15 protein-coding genes are annotated in these 14,743 nt (G+C 66.4%); 7 read left to right on the forward strand and 8 right to left on the reverse strand.

Features of this window, described 5'->3' with window-relative positions; genetic code table 11:
• Positions 1 to 40: 40 nt before the first annotated feature.
• Together P0086_RS22570 and P0086_RS22575 are read right to left on the reverse strand one after the other, a co-directional pair.
• The gene (locus P0086_RS22570; protein WP_275790143.1) at positions 41 to 1,183 is read right to left on the reverse strand and encodes an alpha/beta hydrolase; all 1,143 of its coding nucleotides are present in this window, start codon (positions 1,181 to 1,183) and stop codon (positions 41 to 43) included.
• Between the two features lie 192 nt (positions 1,184 to 1,375).
• Entirely contained in the window at positions 1,376 to 1,990 is a 615-nt protein-coding gene (locus P0086_RS22575) for a TetR/AcrR family transcriptional regulator (RefSeq protein ID WP_275790145.1), read from the reverse strand.
• 569 nt (positions 1,991 to 2,559) lie between these two features.
• On the opposite strand from P0086_RS22575, the gene P0086_RS22580 reads away from it, so the two are divergent.
• The 6 genes from P0086_RS22580 to P0086_RS22605 all read left to right on the forward strand — a co-directional run bounded on the left by P0086_RS22580 (position 2,560) and on the right by P0086_RS22605 (position 5,849).
• The gene (locus tag P0086_RS22580; RefSeq protein WP_112598314.1) at positions 2,560 to 2,715 is read left to right on the forward strand and encodes a DUF1127 domain-containing protein; all 156 of its coding nucleotides are present in this window, start codon (positions 2,560 to 2,562) and stop codon (positions 2,713 to 2,715) included.
• Entirely contained in the window at positions 2,715 to 3,125 is a 411-nt protein-coding gene (locus P0086_RS22585) for a cupin domain-containing protein (protein WP_275790285.1), read from the forward strand. Before P0086_RS22580 ends, P0086_RS22585 begins: the two co-directional genes overlap by 1 nt.
• Positions 3,126 to 3,153: 28 nt before the next feature.
• Positions 3,154 to 3,609: a carboxymuconolactone decarboxylase family protein gene (locus P0086_RS22590; RefSeq protein WP_275790148.1), complete on the forward strand. Its 456-nt coding sequence runs from the start codon at positions 3,154 to 3,156 to the stop codon at positions 3,607 to 3,609.
• 128 nt (positions 3,610 to 3,737) lie between these two features.
• Positions 3,738 to 4,181, forward strand: coding sequence for a peptide-methionine (R)-S-oxide reductase MsrB (msrB, locus tag P0086_RS22595; protein ID WP_112604610.1), 444 nt, complete (start codon positions 3,738 to 3,740; stop codon positions 4,179 to 4,181).
• A complete protein-coding gene (gene msrA / locus P0086_RS22600) occupies positions 4,181 to 4,687 on the forward strand; it encodes a peptide-methionine (S)-S-oxide reductase MsrA (protein WP_112604613.1) in 507 nt (168 codons plus the stop codon). Before msrB ends, msrA begins: the two co-directional genes overlap by 1 nt.
• Positions 4,688 to 4,907: 220 nt before the next feature.
• Positions 4,908 to 5,849, forward strand: coding sequence for a YeeE/YedE thiosulfate transporter family protein (locus P0086_RS22605; RefSeq protein ID WP_275790152.1), 942 nt, complete (start codon positions 4,908 to 4,910; stop codon positions 5,847 to 5,849).
• 43 nt (positions 5,850 to 5,892) lie between these two features.
• On the opposite strand, the gene P0086_RS22610 is transcribed toward P0086_RS22605, so the two are convergent.
• The 3 genes from P0086_RS22610 to P0086_RS22620 form a co-directional block, all read right to left on the reverse strand.
• On the reverse strand, positions 5,893 to 7,209 hold the full coding sequence (locus P0086_RS22610; RefSeq protein WP_275790155.1) for an epoxide hydrolase family protein: 1,317 nt from the start codon (positions 7,207 to 7,209) through the stop codon (positions 5,893 to 5,895).
• Positions 7,210 to 7,230: 21 nt separating this feature from the next.
• Positions 7,231 to 7,626 carry a cupin domain-containing protein gene (locus P0086_RS22615; RefSeq protein ID WP_275790158.1) on the reverse strand — a complete coding sequence of 132 codons (396 nt, stop codon included), beginning with the start codon at positions 7,624 to 7,626 and terminating at the stop codon, positions 7,231 to 7,233.
• A gap of 66 nt (positions 7,627 to 7,692) precedes the next feature.
• The gene (locus tag P0086_RS22620) at positions 7,693 to 8,130 is read right to left on the reverse strand and encodes a VOC family protein (RefSeq protein ID WP_112598304.1); all 438 of its coding nucleotides are present in this window, start codon (positions 8,128 to 8,130) and stop codon (positions 7,693 to 7,695) included.
• Between the two features lie 220 nt (positions 8,131 to 8,350).
• Between P0086_RS22620 and P0086_RS22625 the strand changes: the two genes are divergently transcribed.
• Positions 8,351 to 9,295: an alpha/beta hydrolase gene (locus P0086_RS22625; RefSeq protein WP_275790162.1), complete on the forward strand. Its 945-nt coding sequence runs from the start codon at positions 8,351 to 8,353 to the stop codon at positions 9,293 to 9,295.
• Here P0086_RS22625 and P0086_RS22630 read toward each other — a convergent pair.
• The 3 genes from P0086_RS22630 to P0086_RS22640 form a co-directional block, all read right to left on the reverse strand.
• On the reverse strand, positions 9,284 to 10,216 hold the full coding sequence (locus P0086_RS22630) for a LysR family transcriptional regulator (protein ID WP_275790165.1): 933 nt from the start codon (positions 10,214 to 10,216) through the stop codon (positions 9,284 to 9,286). The two genes, P0086_RS22625 and P0086_RS22630, sit on opposite strands and share 12 nt — an antisense overlap.
• 170 nt (positions 10,217 to 10,386) lie before the next feature.
• The gene (locus tag P0086_RS22635; protein ID WP_275790167.1) at positions 10,387 to 13,539 is read right to left on the reverse strand and encodes an efflux RND transporter permease subunit; all 3,153 of its coding nucleotides are present in this window, start codon (positions 13,537 to 13,539) and stop codon (positions 10,387 to 10,389) included.
• 26 nt (positions 13,540 to 13,565) lie between these two features.
• Complete coding sequence (locus P0086_RS22640; protein WP_275790170.1) at positions 13,566 to 14,708, reverse strand: efflux RND transporter periplasmic adaptor subunit; 1,143 nt, start codon at positions 14,706 to 14,708, stop codon at positions 13,566 to 13,568.
• Between the last annotated feature and the right edge of the window lie 35 nt (positions 14,709 to 14,743).

A 14,743-nucleotide genomic window follows, 5' to 3' on the forward strand; every position in this document is an offset into this window, starting at 1 on the left:
GGCGGTCTATCCCCGTCAGGCGTCCAACCGGACCGGCCCTTCATCGGCCGATCGGCTCCAGCGTCGAAGTCCTGGCCCTGAACACGAAGACGCCGGGCCCGGCAAAGTGCCGCCCTGACGGGTTCTCGATCTGGGACTGGAATTTCGAATAGAGCGCCACCATCGCGGTGAAGCGTCCGTGCAGGAAGCTGTCGGCCGTCGTCAGTTCCGAGATGTCGACGACCCGGACGCCGTATCGCTTGGCCGCAGCCTGCACCCATGGATCGTGGACATCGTCGACGCCGACACGCCGGCCGCCGGTGAGGATGCCGGCCATGGTGAGCGCCTTGTCATCGCTGGACACGAGCAGCGTCAGCGGCCGCGGCAGCCGGCCGATCGTCTCGAGCCGGCGGACCATTTCGGCGACGTCGATATCCGGGGCAGCCAGGACGATGTTCGAATAGCGCGCAAACACCGCCTGGCGGCGCTCCGGGCTCATTTTCGACAGCGTCTGCACGGTGAGCCACGCGCCCATGCTGTGGGCGAGCAACGTGTTCCCCCCGCCGGAACTCTGGGCCAGGATTTCGATCGTCCTTGCAAGACCGTCCGTCGATGCCGATGCCGCCGCCCGGTCCGCGGCGTAGGCCAGCGCGCTGGCCTTGGACGGCCAGGCGAAGAGCACCGCCACCCGGTCGTCATGCGCATCCGCGGCGATCTGGGCGAGACGATAGATCGATTCCGGATAGGAGTTGTTGTAGCCGTGAACGAAGAGGCGGACGGACCGTCCGCCACCCGGCGCGGCAGCGATGCCCGACCGGAATTCGGCTTCCGAAAGCCGCGCCGATTCGATCGTCACGAAGTCCGTGGCGCGATCCGGTCGGTCCCGCGGCCACTCGATCGCACCGGGCCGGTGCGCCGGCGGGATCGACACGACGTACCTGGCAAAGCGAAGCGTCGGCGACTGGACACTGTTGAAGGACGATGTCGTTCCGGGCTCCGGCGTTCGCAGCGTCGCGACGAAGATGGTGACCGTCCTGCCGCCGGGCTTCACATCGGCCGGCTCCAGGACCGTCGATCCGGGCCGCGACGCACACGCGGCGAGCATGACGATGAGCACGGCGACCAGAACGGGCGTCCATCGCAGCCGGAACGGCGGCCGGATGCCGTTGCGATCGCTCGTCCTTGTCCGGTCACTGGCACTCATGCCTGGGCGCCCCAATGTTTCGGCAGAACGCCCTCGTACCGGCTGAAGCGGACCTCGGACGTGGCCCTGCCGGCAGGCATGTGCCTGGAACAGGCGGGAGTGGCCGGCATTTCATACCCGACCCTTTTGACAGGTGTCAAACGCGCGCCGCTCTCCCACGACGGCCCGGCGACGGCTGCACCGGACGCTTCGCTAGACCCGGTCCGCCGGCGCCCTCTGCGCAGGGGTTCGCGGCGTCGAAGACTGCCCGGTCGTATCGAGCAGCTTTCGCGCCATCTCCCTTGCCTGTCGCACGGGCTCGGCGGTGCGGCTCATCTGCGCGACCACCATGGCGCCTTCATGCAGCAGGTGGATTTCGGCGGCAATTCGTTTCGGTTCGACGAGCCGGGCCGCATAGGCGAGTTCCTCGAAATAGGCGAGCGTCAGGCGCTTGTGCAGAACGGCGGCGCGGAAGACGGGATCGACGGTCGCCTTGTGCTCGCCGGCCGCGCTGACGAAGATGCAGCCGCGGAACCGCTGGTCGTCCACTGCGGCTTCCAGGAAATCGAAGGTCGCCAGCAGGCGCCCCATCGGATCGGTCGCATGCGCATCGACGAAGGCGCGCATGGCGTAGCGATCCTCCTCGTCGCGTCGCTCGAGCGCGGCAAGGATCAGATCCTCCTTAGTCTCGAAGTGCCGGTACAGCGTCGTCTTGGCAACCCCCGCCTCGGCGATGATCAGGTCGACCCCGGTGGCGTGGTAGCCGTGCTCGTTGAACAGCCGCAACGCCGTCTCGAGCAGATGATTGCGGATTTCAGAACGCCGCATTTCGTCCTCGCAGGAAAACAGATCTGTATTTTTAATTACTATTTTTTCCTGCCAATGCAAGTGCTCATCCGGATATTGCCTCGCAACCGGCTGTCCGCAGGGTGAGCGTCACCACCGCGGACGCGGATCGGTGGCAGCGGGTGAGTGAAACAGAATACCGTATTTTCATGCACTTATCAGACCCGACGTTGGCGACTTCCCGCCTCTGTGCTGCCGATCGCTCCAGGTCGCACCTGCCGGCGCGCACCGATGATATCTTGGGGCTTGCAAAACGATACAGATCGGTATACAAACCTCGACATCGATACAGATCGGTATCGTTTATCGATCGGGCAAGACGCCCTTGAGACGGCAACCAAGGAGGAGAAGGCAATGCTTGATGAATTCGCAACCGCCCTTGCGGTCGATGCGGGCACCCGGGAGCACGCAACCGACGTGGTCTCGGTCGCACCCGGTAGGTCCTGCTGAAGGACATTGGCCCATTCGCGCTCTCGATCGCGATCGGTTCGCCGGGCGCGCTGCGCGCCTCCCGCGCCTGAACAAACCTGCAAACGCAAAAGGAAACTCCGATGTTTGCTTCCTATATCCTGTCACGGATCCGCGCCCACCGGCGCTATCGCCGCATCCTGCACGAGCTGTCTCGCTACACCGACCACCAGCTCAGGGACGTCGGCATCTCGCGCTTCGAAATCGAAGCCATCGCCCGCAAGGGAGAAAGGTCATGATGCCTGCAGGATCGATCATCGGCGCCGCCTTCGCCATCCTCGCGATAGCCACGCCCGCAGCGGCCCATGGGCCGGGCGATGTCGTCACGCCGCATTTCGCACAGGCGATCCCGAACATTCCCGGCAAGACGCTGACCGCGCTGGTCGTCGACTATCCGCCGGGCGGGGCCTCGGTCCCGCACAACCACGCGGATTCGGCCTTCATCTTCGCCTATGTCCTTTCGGGGGAAATCGAATCGAAGGTGAACGACGGCCCGATCCGCATCTACCGCGCCGGCGAAAGCTGGCACGAGCCGCCGGCCGCCCGCCACCTCGTCAGCCGCAATGCGAGCAGGACGAAACCGGCGAAGCTGCTCGCCGTGTTCGTCGCCGACACCGGCGAAAAAGCCCTGACCACGCCGGTCGACTAGTGCCGACGCCGAAAAAGGATGCGTTACAATGAGCAAGCGCCTCGACTACAACCAGATCGCCCCCGCCGGCGTCAAAGCCCTTGGCGGGGTCTACGGATACGTCTCGCAGAGCGGCCTGTCCCCGACGCTGGTCGAACTGGTCTATCTGCGGGTGTCCCAGATCAACAACTGCGCCTACTGTCTCGACATGCACACGCGGGCCCTGCTGAAGAAGGGCGAGACGATCGAAAAGCTCGCCCTGCTGCAGGCCTGGCAGGAAGGCGGCGAGCTCTTCGACGCGCGCGAACGGGCCGCCCTCGCCTGGGCGGAGAGCGTGACGCGCGTCGCCGAGACCGGCGTGCCGGACGAGGCCTACGAGGCGGCCCGCGCCGTGTTCGACGAACGGGAGCTCGTTGACCTGACGATCGCGATCAGCCTGATGAACAGCTACAATCGCATGGCGATCAGTTTCCGCAACACGCCGCAGGCAGCGCTGAAGGCGTAGCGCCGGCGCACGGCCCACGAATTTCGACGACGGAGGCAGCCCTGGCGCTGCCTCCGTCCCCCCGCCGGCCGCGCGATGCCGATCGCTCGATCCGGCGGGTACTGCCCATCACTAGGAAAGGACAGCACATGACCTACAAGAAGACCGACGAGGCAGTCGCAAGGCTGACGCCGGAGCAGTATCGGGTGACCCAGCAGAACGGCACCGAGCGCCCCTTCACGGGCGAGTACAACGACAACAAGCGGCCCGGAATCTATGTCGACATCGTCTCCGGCGAGCCGCTGTTCGCCTCGTCCGACAAGTTCGATTCCGGTTGCGGATGGCCGAGCTTCACCAAGCCGATCGAGCCTGCGAACGTGCGCGAACTGCAGGACGGCTCGCACGGCATGATCCGCACCGAAGTGCGCTCCCAGCACGGCGACAGCCACCTGGGCCACGTGTTTACCGATGGCCCGCGCGACCGGGGCGGTCTAAGGTACTGCATCAATTCCGCAGCCTTGCGCTTCATCCCCCGTGAGGACATGGCGGCGCAGGGCTACGCGGCATTCATCGACCAGGTGGAGGATATCTAATGACCAACAGAGCTGTTCTGGCCGGCGGCTGCTTCTGGGGAATGCAGGACCTGATCCGCAGGCTCCCCGGCGTCGTCTCGACCCGCGTGGGCTACAGCGGCGGTGACGTGCCCAACGCCACCTACCGCAACCACGGGACCCACGCCGAGGCCATCGAGATCATCTTCGATCCCGAAGTCATCAGCTACCGGCGGATCCTGGAGTTCTTCTTCCAGATCCACGATCCGACGACGAAGAACCGGCAGGGCAACGACGTCGGCCTCTCCTATCGCTCGGCGATCTTCTACGTCGACGAGGAGCAGAAGCGTGTGGCCGAAGACACCATTGCCGACGTCAACGCTTCCGGCATCTGGCCGGGCAAGGCCGTGACCGAGGTCGAGCCGGTGGGCGACTTCTGGCAGGCCGAACCGGAGCACCAGGACTACCTGGAGCGCTACCCCAACGGCTACACCTGCCATTTCCCGCGCCCCAACTGGGTATTGCCCCGGCGCACTGCCGCCGAATAGCCGGCCCGTCTCCGTCAACGGAGACGACCGTCACCTTCGATGCGCCCGGCAGAAACGCCGGGCGCATCGAAACCCGCGACAATCGGCTTGTCGCTCGTTCGTCAGCCGCCAGTGATACCGGCGCGGCCCGCCGCGCAAAGAGGCGCCGGGCGGCCCGCGCCGGAGGGCGTTCTCCTCGAACCGGTCGTGAAGCCCACAGCGTTTACGGAAGGAGTTCGTCGTGAACGTCTTGTCGTCGACCACCACGGCCACAGGCGCCGGGCTCTGGCTGGCGATGGCGATGATCGGCGCGCTGGGATTTGTGCTCGGCTTCGCGATGAACCACGGATCGATCTGCACATTTGTCGCCACGACCGAACTCATCGCACAGAAGCGGCCGGCCCGGCTCATCGCGCTGATCGAATGCGCGTTCTGGGCTGCGATCGGCTATACGATCCTCGGCGCCGCGCCGACGATGCACGACGTCTGGGCGCCCGTCGCCCAGCTGGCGGCCGCAGCGATCGTCTTCGGGTTCGGGGTCTTTGTGAACGGCGCCTGCATCTTCGGCTCGGTCGGTCATTTCGGCAATGGCGACATCGACTTCGGCTTCACGTTCGTCGGCCTGTTCGTGGTCCTCTACCTCGGCTTCCTGAGCGGTGTCGGGGTGGAGCAGATGCCCGTCAGCGCGGCACCGCCGCTCGGTCTGGAGCCTCTCGCCGTTGCATTGGCGGCGCTGCTGGCGATCCGGCTTGCCATCTTCAATTCCGCGGGAAACTTCCGGCGGCTGACCGTGGCAATGGCGGTCATCGGCATGACATCGGCGGTCATGTCCGTCCTCGCCCCGCGTTTCGCGATCACGGCGTCGATCGGGTCGATTCTCTCGATCCCCGTCGCCGGCGTCCTGATCTTCGTCTGCATGTTCGGCGGCAGCCTGCTCTCCGCGCGCCTGCGCGAACGTCGCTTCGTTCTGCGACGCCCCAACAGGGCCGACATCGTCAGGCGAACGCTCGGCGGCGTTCTCATGGGGCTGGGCGCGCTTCTCATCCCGGGCGGCAACGATACGCTGCTGCTGGTCGGCTTTCCCATGGGCGCCTGGCAGGCCGCACTGGCCTACCTCCTGATCGTCGCCACGCTCGCCCTGCTGATCATCAGGTTCGGCTCCGCGGCTCGGTCGTGGTCGTGACGGCATCGGCGACGGTCCAGAACCTACAGTCGGGCCCCCGGCTTCAGGACCGCAAGGTCCTGAAGGCCGACCGCACCTCCTGGCTGAAGACCTCGGGCTCCTCCCAGGCTGCGAAGTGCCCGCCCCGTGCGGCGCGGTTGTAGTAGATGAGCTTGGGATAGGCCCCGGACAGCCAGGTTCTTGGCGGCTTGTAGACTTCGCCCGGGAAGACGGTGACGGCGGCCGGAACCCGGACGGGTGCCGGCTTGGCGCCCGAGGAGGCGTTTTCCCAGTAGATGCGACCGCTCGACGGGCCGGCATTTGTCAGCCAGTAGAGCGTGATGTTGTCGAGGATGGCGTCCCTGCCCAGTGCCCTCTCCGGATCGCCGCGCGTATAGACCCAGTCGGCGATCTTGTCGTAGAGCCAGGCGGCCAGGCCGACCGGAGAATCCGCGAGGCCGAAGCCGAGCGTCTCCGGGCGCGTGTTCATGATGGCCGCATAGCCGAAGCCATTGGCGACGAAGTCACGGACCTCGGAATAGACCTCCCTCTCCTGCTCCGTAAAGCCGGCGGGCGCCGGCGCGCCCTCCCTGAGCGCCCGCGCCGCCTCGGGCGGGAAGGTGGTGGCGCGTTCGATCCGGTTCACATGGATGCCGAGCAGCCCGTCCGGCGCCTGCCGCCCCAGGGCGTCGCTGATGATCGCGCCCCAGTCGCCGCCTTGCGACACATAGCGGTCGTAACCGAGGCGTTTCATCAGCCTGTCCCACGCCGCAGCGATGCGCTGCGGATTCCAGCCGGTGCTGTCGGGCTTCTGCGAGAAGCCGAAGCCGGGGATCGACGGGATCACGAGATGAAAGGCATCCTCCGCCTGACCACCGTGTCGGGTCGGGTCGGTCAGCGGCCCGATGACGTCCAGCAGTTCGAAGACCGAGCCCGGCCAGCCATGCGTCATGACCAGCGGCAGGGCGCCGTCGTGCGGCGAACGCACGTGAATGAAGTGAATGTCCAGCCCATCGATCTTGGTCACGAACTGCGGGAATGCGTTCAGCTTCCGCTCCGCCCTCCGCCAGTCGTAGCCGGACTGCCAGTAGTCCACCAGCGCCTTCAGCCTGGTAGACTGGACGCCCTGCGATCGATCGCTCACCGTCTCCCCGTCCGGCCACCGGGTCGCCATGAGCCGTTGCCTGAGATCGACCAGGGCCTCTTCGGGCACCGCGGCGAAAAAGCGGCGGACCTCGCCGGTGGCAGCGGCCGCATCGGCGCCTTTCGCCACGGCCGCATCGATGGCAGGCATGGCCTGCAGGAGCCCGATCGCCGCGCCGCCGAAGAGCAGCGCGCGCCGGGAAATGTCCGTTCTTCCGGTCGACGGATGGTCGGTCATGGCTTGTCTTCCGTGGTTCGTTTATTCAACCGGCTCGACGAGCGCGGCGCCCTTCTCGACGATGTAGGTCGCGAGCTCCGAGGCCCTGCCTTCGCCGACGTTCCGTGCCGAGTGCGGCGTCCCCGACGGAATGAAGAGCGACTGCCCCGCCGTGAGGGTCACCGGCGCGCGGCCCTCGAGCGTGTATTCCAGGCTACCTTCGAGGACGAAGGCGACCTCTTCGCCGGGGTGTCTATGGTTTGCCGCGAACGCCTCCGGCCCTAGGTCCACCCGCACTTGGACGACTTCCTTCGAGGAACCGCTGACATCGCTCCTGACGAGCTCCGTGCGCTGGATATCGGGTTGTTGTGCCTGCACCGCCTGCAGCGGAAACGCCAGGAGCGCGAACGCTGTGATCTTGATCATCGGGGTCTTCATCGAACTCTCCCTAGGATGAAGGAGGCACCGGCAGATGCCCGGCGCCTCCTCGCTTTGCCTGTCAGCTCACGCCGCATCCGGGCCGTGACGGAAAACGAGAACCTTGTTGCCTTCCGGATCGCGGAAATAGGCGCAATAGGGACCATTGTCCCCGCGCGGACCCGGCGCGCCCTCGTCCGCCCCTCCGGCAGCGAGTGCGGTTGCGTGGATCTCATCGACCTGCGCACGGGAGCGTGCCTCGAGGGCGACCATGTTGCCGTTGCCGATGGCGGCGGGCTGGCCGTCGAAGGGCCTGGTAATGCCGAATTCCGGAACCCGGTGGCCGTAATAGATGGCCCGCCCCGGCTGGACGAGCACGCGCCCGATGCCGAATACGGCAAAGACCCGGTCGTAGAAGCGTGATGCGGCTTCCAGGTCGTTGGTGCCGACGACGGCGTGACCGATGACCGCGCGCAGGTCTGCGGGCCGGGCGGCGGTTTCGTGGTTCGGTGTGATGGCGTTCATGTCGATCTTACCCTTTCCGTCGACGGCAAGCACCTGCCGTCTGCTGTTTCAGGCGGAAGCCAACGCTCCGCCCTGCGATGCCGACAATCTAGGGGGTGACCTTCCCGGCCGGTACTTGGCGAATTCGAGAGGGTGCTTCTCGGATTCCGGTGCTGGTCGGCGCCGCTTCAGCGCCCGATCATGAAGCCCGGCAACAGCTTTCCAACGAAGGAGGAATGACATGTCGACGGGCTCAACCGGAAAACGGCTTGCCGCCGCGGCGGTGTGGAGTGCCGTGACCTGGGCGGCACCCCAGGCGATCGCGGGCGCTCCCGAGATCGACTACCTGAAGATCGACGGCGACATCACGCTGCGCAGGATGGTCGTGCACGCGGCGGCTCCGAAGGGAACGGTCCTGTTCCTGCACGGCTTCCCGGAGACGCTCTATGTCTGGAAGGACATCGCCGCCGCGCTCGGCGACACCTACGAGGTCCATGCGTTCGACTGGCCGGGCTTCGGCCAGTCGTCGCGACCCGCAGCCGGCACGTTCTCCTATGCGCCGCAGGCCTTCGCCGCCGTCCTGAAGGCCTATATCGCCAGGGCCGGCATCGAACGCTCGACGCTGACGATCTATGCGACGGACATCGGCGCGCTGCCGGCCCTGCTGCTCGCGATCGAGGAGCCGGATATCGCACGGACCATCGTCGTCGGCGATTTCGCCCCCTTCGACCGGCCGGCATACATGTACGAGAGCCTGCAGAACCTGAAGAGCGAACCTTTCGCATCGCAGACCCGCGCCCACATGAACAGGACGAGCGCCGAAATCCTGGCGAATGCCTATCGCCGCGGCCTGCCGAAGGAGCGACAGTTCGATCTTCCGGCGGACGTCCGGCAGGACATGGAAACCGGCTGGGGCGACGGCGCGATGACGGCCGCCGACGCCTTCTATCACTACTATTCCCACTTCACGCGGGATCAGAACCTGCTCGAGGCGAACCTCGACCGGCTGAAGACACCCGTGACGGTGATCTGGGGCGAAGAGGATCTCTATATCTCGAAGAAGATGGGCGAGGAGTTCGCCGGCAGGATCGGTGCGTCCCTGGATGTCCTGCCGGGGGTGGGCCACTATCCTCACCTCCAGGACCCGGCCGGGACGGTCGCGGCCGTGCGCGCGTCAGCCCGATGACCGCAGGCCGTCCGACAGGGCAGCCGAGCGGTATTGTCCGCAAACCTCCCGCAGGCGCGGCAGCGTCCAGTCGATGAAGGAGCGGACCTTCACCGCCAGCAGCCCTTGCCGGGAATAGACGATGTGGATGGGCCGCGCCGGCCCGCCATGTTCCGGCAGGATCGGGACGAGCGCCCCGGACGCAAGGTGCTCGGGGATCTGGTAGTCGAAGAGCCGCGCGATGCCACACCCCTCCAGGGCAGCCGCAACGCAGTTTGCCGCCGTGTTGACCTCGAGGCGTGTCTGCGGATAGGCCTCGAGCGGTTCGCCGTCGACCTCGAACGTCCAGAAGAACGGCCGGTTGTTGAACATGATGCCGTCGTGAGCCGGCAGGTCGCAGGGATGGTTCGGCACGCCCCGCCGCGCCAGATAGGCGGGGCTGGCGCAGGTGAGGAGGCGGAACTCTCCGGCCTTCACCGCATAGAGGGAACTGTCGGCCAGCTCGGCCAGCCGGATGGCCACGTCGACCTGTTCGTTGATCAGATGCACCGACCGGTCGAGCGAGACGAGGTTCAACGAAATCTCGGGGTGCTCCTCCAGGAAGCCGAGCGCGATCGGCAGGACATACCGGTTGCCGAACTCGACGGGCATCGTCACCGTCAGATTTCCCCGCGGCGCCTCGTACTCGCCGGAGGCCCGTCGCTCGGCCTCTTCGAGATCGGCCACGATCCTGCGGGCGGCCTCCACATATTCGCGTCCGGCTTCGGTCAGTTGCAGGTTGCGGCTGGTCCGGACGAGCAGGCGGGCCCCGAGGTGGCGTTCGAGATCGGCGACCTTGCGGCTGACGCTCGGCAGAGGCGCGTTCAGCTTCCGGCTCCCGGCAGTGATACTGCCGGCGTCGACCACAGCGAGCAACACGCGCATGGCATCAAGTCGGTCCATGGAACACCGTAACGATCTTTCATGATCTTACAGTGCTTTTGCCTCCGTCCCTACCCGCCTCCGCCGTTCTTCTGCCGCGTTCGGGCTCGACGCGACGGCGCTCCGTCTCTCCGCCGACCCGCCAGGTCGGAAGCCCCAGCCCGGCGCGTCGTCGCAGCCGGCGCAGTTCGCTACTCGGCCGCGATCGGCAGCGGAGCGGGAACCGGGCGGCCCTCGTCGTCGCCTGTGCTCTCCGCAGGCGGCGCATCGGCCTCGGGGACCGTCTTCTCCCTGCCGAAGAACAGCGCATAGGCGGCCGGCAGCACGAGGATGGTCAGGACCGTGGCGACCAGGATGCCGCCCATCATGGCGTAGGCGAGCGGTCCCCAGAAGACGCCGCGCGAGATCGGGATCAACGCCAGCACGGCCACCATCGCCGTCAGCATGATCGGGCGGAAGCGGCGCACCGCTGCTCCGACGATCGCCTCGGAACGCTCCATGCCGGCGGCAATGTCCTGGTCGATCTGGTCGACGAGGATGATCGAGTTGCGGATGATGATGCCGAGAAGCGCGATGACGCCGAGGATCGCCACGAAGCCGAAGGGCGCGCCGCTGATCAGCAGTGCCGTCGCGGCACCGATGATGCCGAGCGGGCCGGTGGCCAGCACCAGCATCGCCTTGCCGAAGTGCTGCAGCTGCACCATCAGCAACAGGACGATGACGAGCAGCATGATCGGCGCCTTGGCGGCGATCGAGGCCTGGCTCTCGGCCGAGTCCTCGGCGCCGCCCTGGATCTCGACCTTGTAGCCCGGTGCCAGGCCGTCGCGCAGCCCCTTGAGCTCGTCATAGAGCTTCATCGTCACGTCGTTCGACTGGACGCCGTCCGGCAGGGTGGCGCGAACGGTGATCGTCGGCAGGCGGTCGCGCCGCCATTCGATGCCCTGTTCCAGGACCGGGACCACCTTGGCGACCTGCGAGACCGGGACGAAGCCACCGAAATCGGTCGGCACGTAGATCGAATTGACGGCCGACAGCAGGTGGCGGTTGGCGTCGGGCTCGCGGGCGACGATGGAGACAGTCTCCTCGCCGTCGCGGAAATCGTCGAGCGGCACGCCGGACATGGTCGCCTGCAGCATCTGCCGGATCCGCTGCGAGGTGACGCCGAGCGCGCGGGCGCGGTCCTGGTCGATTACCAGCTTCATCGCCGGCACGGGCTCCAGCCAGTCGTCATGGACGGCGCCGAGCAGGGGATTCTCCTCGAATTTCGCCTTCACCGCGTCGGCGATGCGGCGGACCTCCTGGCGGTCCGGCCCGACCACGCGCAGCTGCACCGGCCAGCCGGTCGGCGGTCCGAGGAACAGGCGGTCGACCTTGGAGCGGATCGAGGGGAAGTCCTGCGCAAGCATGGTCCTGAGCTTGACGATCAGCCGCTCGCGCGCCGGTTCGTCATTGGCCATGATCAGGAGCTGGGCGAAGTTCGGATTGCGCAGCTGCTGGTCGAGCGGCAGGAAGAAGCGCGGCGCGCCCTCGCCGATATAGGTGGCGATGAAGCGCTTGTCCGGGTCGTCCATCATCCGCGCCTCCAGGGCCTTCGCCTGGTTTTCGACCTCCTTGATGCTGGTGCCCTCGGGCAGCCACAGGTCGACGAGGATCTCCGGCCGCGACGACTGCGGGAAGAAGTTCTGCGGAATGAACTGGAAGGCCCAGAGACTGGTCGCAAAGGTGGCGAGCGTCAAGAGAAGCACGGCGATGCGATGGCGCACGGCCCAGCCGACCGTCGCCCGCAGCCGCTTGTAGAAGCGCGTGTCGAAGACGTCGTGATGCTCGCCCGCATGCGCGCGCTGCTTCAGGATCATGTGGCCGAGCCACGGGGTGAAGTACACGGCGACGAACCACGAGACGACGAGCGCGATGCCGACCACATAGAACAGCGAGCGGACATATTCGCCGGCGGTCGATTCCGCAAAGCCGACCGGAATGAAGCCGGCGGTGGTGATCAGCGTCCCGGTCAGCATCGGAAACGCGGTCGAGGAATAGGCGAAGCTCGCCGCCTCGACCTTCTCCAGCCCCTCCTCGAGCTTGCGCTCCATCATCTCGACGACGATCATCGCGTCGTCGACGAGCAGGCCGAGCGCGATGATCAGCGCGCCGAGCGAGATGCGCTGCAGGTCGATGCCGAGCTCGTACATGATCGCGAAGGTCGCGGCGAGCACCAGCGGAATGGCGATCGCGATCACCAGGCCCGAGCGCCAGCCGATCGACAGGAACGAGACGACGAGCACGATGATGAGGGCCTCGCCGAGCGCCTTCATGAATTCGCCGATGGCCTCGGTGACCACCTCGGGCTGGTTGGAGATCTGTTCGACAGCGACCCCATAGGGCAAGGCGCTCTCGAAACGGGCGTAGGTCTCCTCCACCGCCTTGCCGACGTCGGTCACCTTGAAGCCCTTGGCCATGACGACGCCGACCTGGACGCTGTCGTGACCGTTGAAGCGGTACTTGCGCTGGTAGGGATCCTCCAGGCCGGAGGTGACGGTGGCGATGTCGCCCAGCCGGATGACCTGGCTTCCGGCACGCAGCCGCAGCTCGCGGATGTCGGCCGCCCGGTCGACGCCGCCTTCGACGGAAATGCGGACCGACCGCGTGCCGGTATCGACGCTGCCGGCCGGATCGACGTTGTTCTGGCCCTTGATGGCGTTCTGCAGGTCGGTGATCGTCAGCCCGCGCTCGGCCAGCGCCTTCGACGAGACGTCCACATAGATCTTCTCCGGCTGGTCGCCGATGATGACAGCCTTCTCCACGCCGGGTGTCGTCAGCAGCATGTCGCGCGCCTGGATCGCGAATGTCTTCAGTTCCGGGTAGCTGTAGCCGTCGCCGCTGATGGAATGCAGCGTGATGTAGGTGTCCCCGAATTCGTCGTTGAAATAGGGCCCGAGCACGCCCTCGGGCAGCTCGCCGGCAATGTCGCCCACCTTCTTGCGCACCTGATAGAAGGCGTCGGCGACGTCCTCGGCGTCGGTGTCCCCCTCCACCTGGAGGGTGATGATGGCGCTGCCGGCGCGCGTATAGGACTTCACCCAGTCGAGATGCGGCGTTTCCTGCAGCTTGCGCTCGATCTTGTTGACCACCTGGTCCTGCATCTCCTCGATAGAGGCGCCGGGCCAGACCGCCTGGACCACCATGATGCGGAAGGTGAAGTCCGGGTCCTCCTTCTGGCCCATGCGCATCAGTCCCAGCACGCCGGTGACGATGATCAGGCCGAAGAGGAAGCGGGCAATGCTCGGATGGCCGATCGCCCAGCGCGAGAGGTTGAACGGCTTGCGGTCGGAGGTCGAGGCGCTCATGGCATCATTCCGTTCTGTCGAGGGGGTCAGCGAACGAGTTGGTCGGCTTCCGCCTGGGCGGACAGCGCTTCGCCGGCCGGCACCTTCACCTTCAGGTTCTCGCTCATGAACTGCGTGCCGGCGGCGACCACGAGATCGCCGGGCTTCAGGCCCTGCGTGACGTTGACGCCATCGGCGCCGAAATCGCCGACGGTGATCTCGCGCGAGCGCACCGTGTCGCTGCCGCGCTCGACGACCCAGACGATCGTCCGGCCGTCTCTCTCCGCGAGCGCGGCCAGCGGAATGGAGACGGCGCTCCGCTCGCTTTCGCCGGCCGTCTCGATCGTCGCCGTCATGCCGAGAAGGACGCGCGGGTCGTTCGGCAGGCTGACGCGCACGGCAAATGTCCGAGACAGCCGGTCGGCGCTGCCTGCGACTTCTCGAACCCGGCCGTCCAGCACGAGGCCCTCATCGGACCAGAACCGCGCCTTGACCGTCTGGCCCGGCCTGAACCTGGCGATGTCCATCTCCGGTACGGCGATCTCGGCCTCCTTCTCGCCATCGACGGCGACCGACACCACCGGCGTGCCCGAGCCGATCACCTGGCCGATATCGGCGTTGACGGCGGTCACGATGCCGGTCTGGTCGGACGTCAGGTCCGTGTAGCGCACCTGGTTCTTCGCCTGGTCGAGCGAGGCGATGGCGGCGTCGCGCGTCGAGACCGCCTGGTCGTAGGCGAGCGTTGCCTCTTCGAGCTGGGACTTGGAGGTGACGTTCTTGGCGAAGAGCCCCTCGGCGCGGGTCTTGGCGAGCCTGGCCGTCTCGACCTGCTTCTCGGCAGCGACGAGGCTGGCCGCGGCCGATTTCACGGCGAGCTGGTAGTCCGTCGGATCGATGCGGGCCAGGAGGTCGCCGGGTTCCACCCGGTCGCCGATGTTGACGTGCCGCTCGGTGATCTTGCCGGCCACGCGGAAGCCGAGGTTCATCTCGGTGCGGGCCTTGACCGAGCCGGAATAGTCGAGCGTGCGGGCCTCTCCGGCATCGGCGACCGCGACGACCTTGACGGGCCGGACGATCTCCTTCGTCTCGACCTTTTCCTCCGAGCAGCCGGACAGCACGAGGCCGAGAGCCGTCATCATGGCGATGGTTGGCAGCGAAATGGACATGCGTGTAGCCTTCGGCGAAAACATCGCTCGCGCTCCTGATCGATAGCTCTGTGTGTCGG

It is taken from the genome of Mycoplana sp. MJR14, from assembly GCF_029210525.1.
In the GTDB taxonomy this organism is placed as follows: Bacteria; Pseudomonadota; Alphaproteobacteria; order Rhizobiales; family Rhizobiaceae; genus Mycoplana.

What these genes read in the sequence shown, in the direction of transcription:
- P0086_RS22570 (WP_275790143.1), bottom strand. Translation starts at nt 1,183, where the DNA reads ATGAGTGCCAGTGACCGGACAAGGACGAGCGATCGCAACGGCATCCGG.
- P0086_RS22575 (WP_275790145.1), bottom strand. Translation starts at nt 1,990, where the DNA reads ATGCGGCGTTCTGAAATCCGCAATCATCTGCTCGAGACGGCGTTGCGG.
- P0086_RS22580 (WP_112598314.1), top strand. Translation starts at nt 2,560, where the DNA reads ATGTTTGCTTCCTATATCCTGTCACGGATCCGCGCCCACCGGCGCTAT.
- P0086_RS22585 (WP_275790285.1), top strand. Translation starts at nt 2,715, where the DNA reads ATGCCTGCAGGATCGATCATCGGCGCCGCCTTCGCCATCCTCGCGATA.
- P0086_RS22590 (WP_275790148.1), top strand. Translation starts at nt 3,154, where the DNA reads ATGAGCAAGCGCCTCGACTACAACCAGATCGCCCCCGCCGGCGTCAAA.
- msrB (WP_112604610.1), top strand. Translation starts at nt 3,738, where the DNA reads ATGACCTACAAGAAGACCGACGAGGCAGTCGCAAGGCTGACGCCGGAG.
- msrA (WP_112604613.1), top strand. Translation starts at nt 4,181, where the DNA reads ATGACCAACAGAGCTGTTCTGGCCGGCGGCTGCTTCTGGGGAATGCAG.
- P0086_RS22610 (WP_275790155.1), bottom strand. Translation starts at nt 7,209, where the DNA reads ATGACCGACCATCCGTCGACCGGAAGAACGGACATTTCCCGGCGCGCG.
- P0086_RS22615 (WP_275790158.1), bottom strand. Translation starts at nt 7,626, where the DNA reads ATGAAGACCCCGATGATCAAGATCACAGCGTTCGCGCTCCTGGCGTTT.
- P0086_RS22620 (WP_112598304.1), bottom strand. Translation starts at nt 8,130, where the DNA reads ATGAACGCCATCACACCGAACCACGAAACCGCCGCCCGGCCCGCAGAC.
- P0086_RS22625 (WP_275790162.1), top strand. Translation starts at nt 8,351, where the DNA reads ATGTCGACGGGCTCAACCGGAAAACGGCTTGCCGCCGCGGCGGTGTGG.
- P0086_RS22630 (WP_275790165.1), bottom strand. Translation starts at nt 10,216, where the DNA reads ATGGACCGACTTGATGCCATGCGCGTGTTGCTCGCTGTGGTCGACGCC.
- P0086_RS22635 (WP_275790167.1), bottom strand. Translation starts at nt 13,539, where the DNA reads ATGAGCGCCTCGACCTCCGACCGCAAGCCGTTCAACCTCTCGCGCTGG.
- P0086_RS22640 (WP_275790170.1), bottom strand. Translation starts at nt 14,708, where the DNA reads ATGTTTTCGCCGAAGGCTACACGCATGTCCATTTCGCTGCCAACCATC.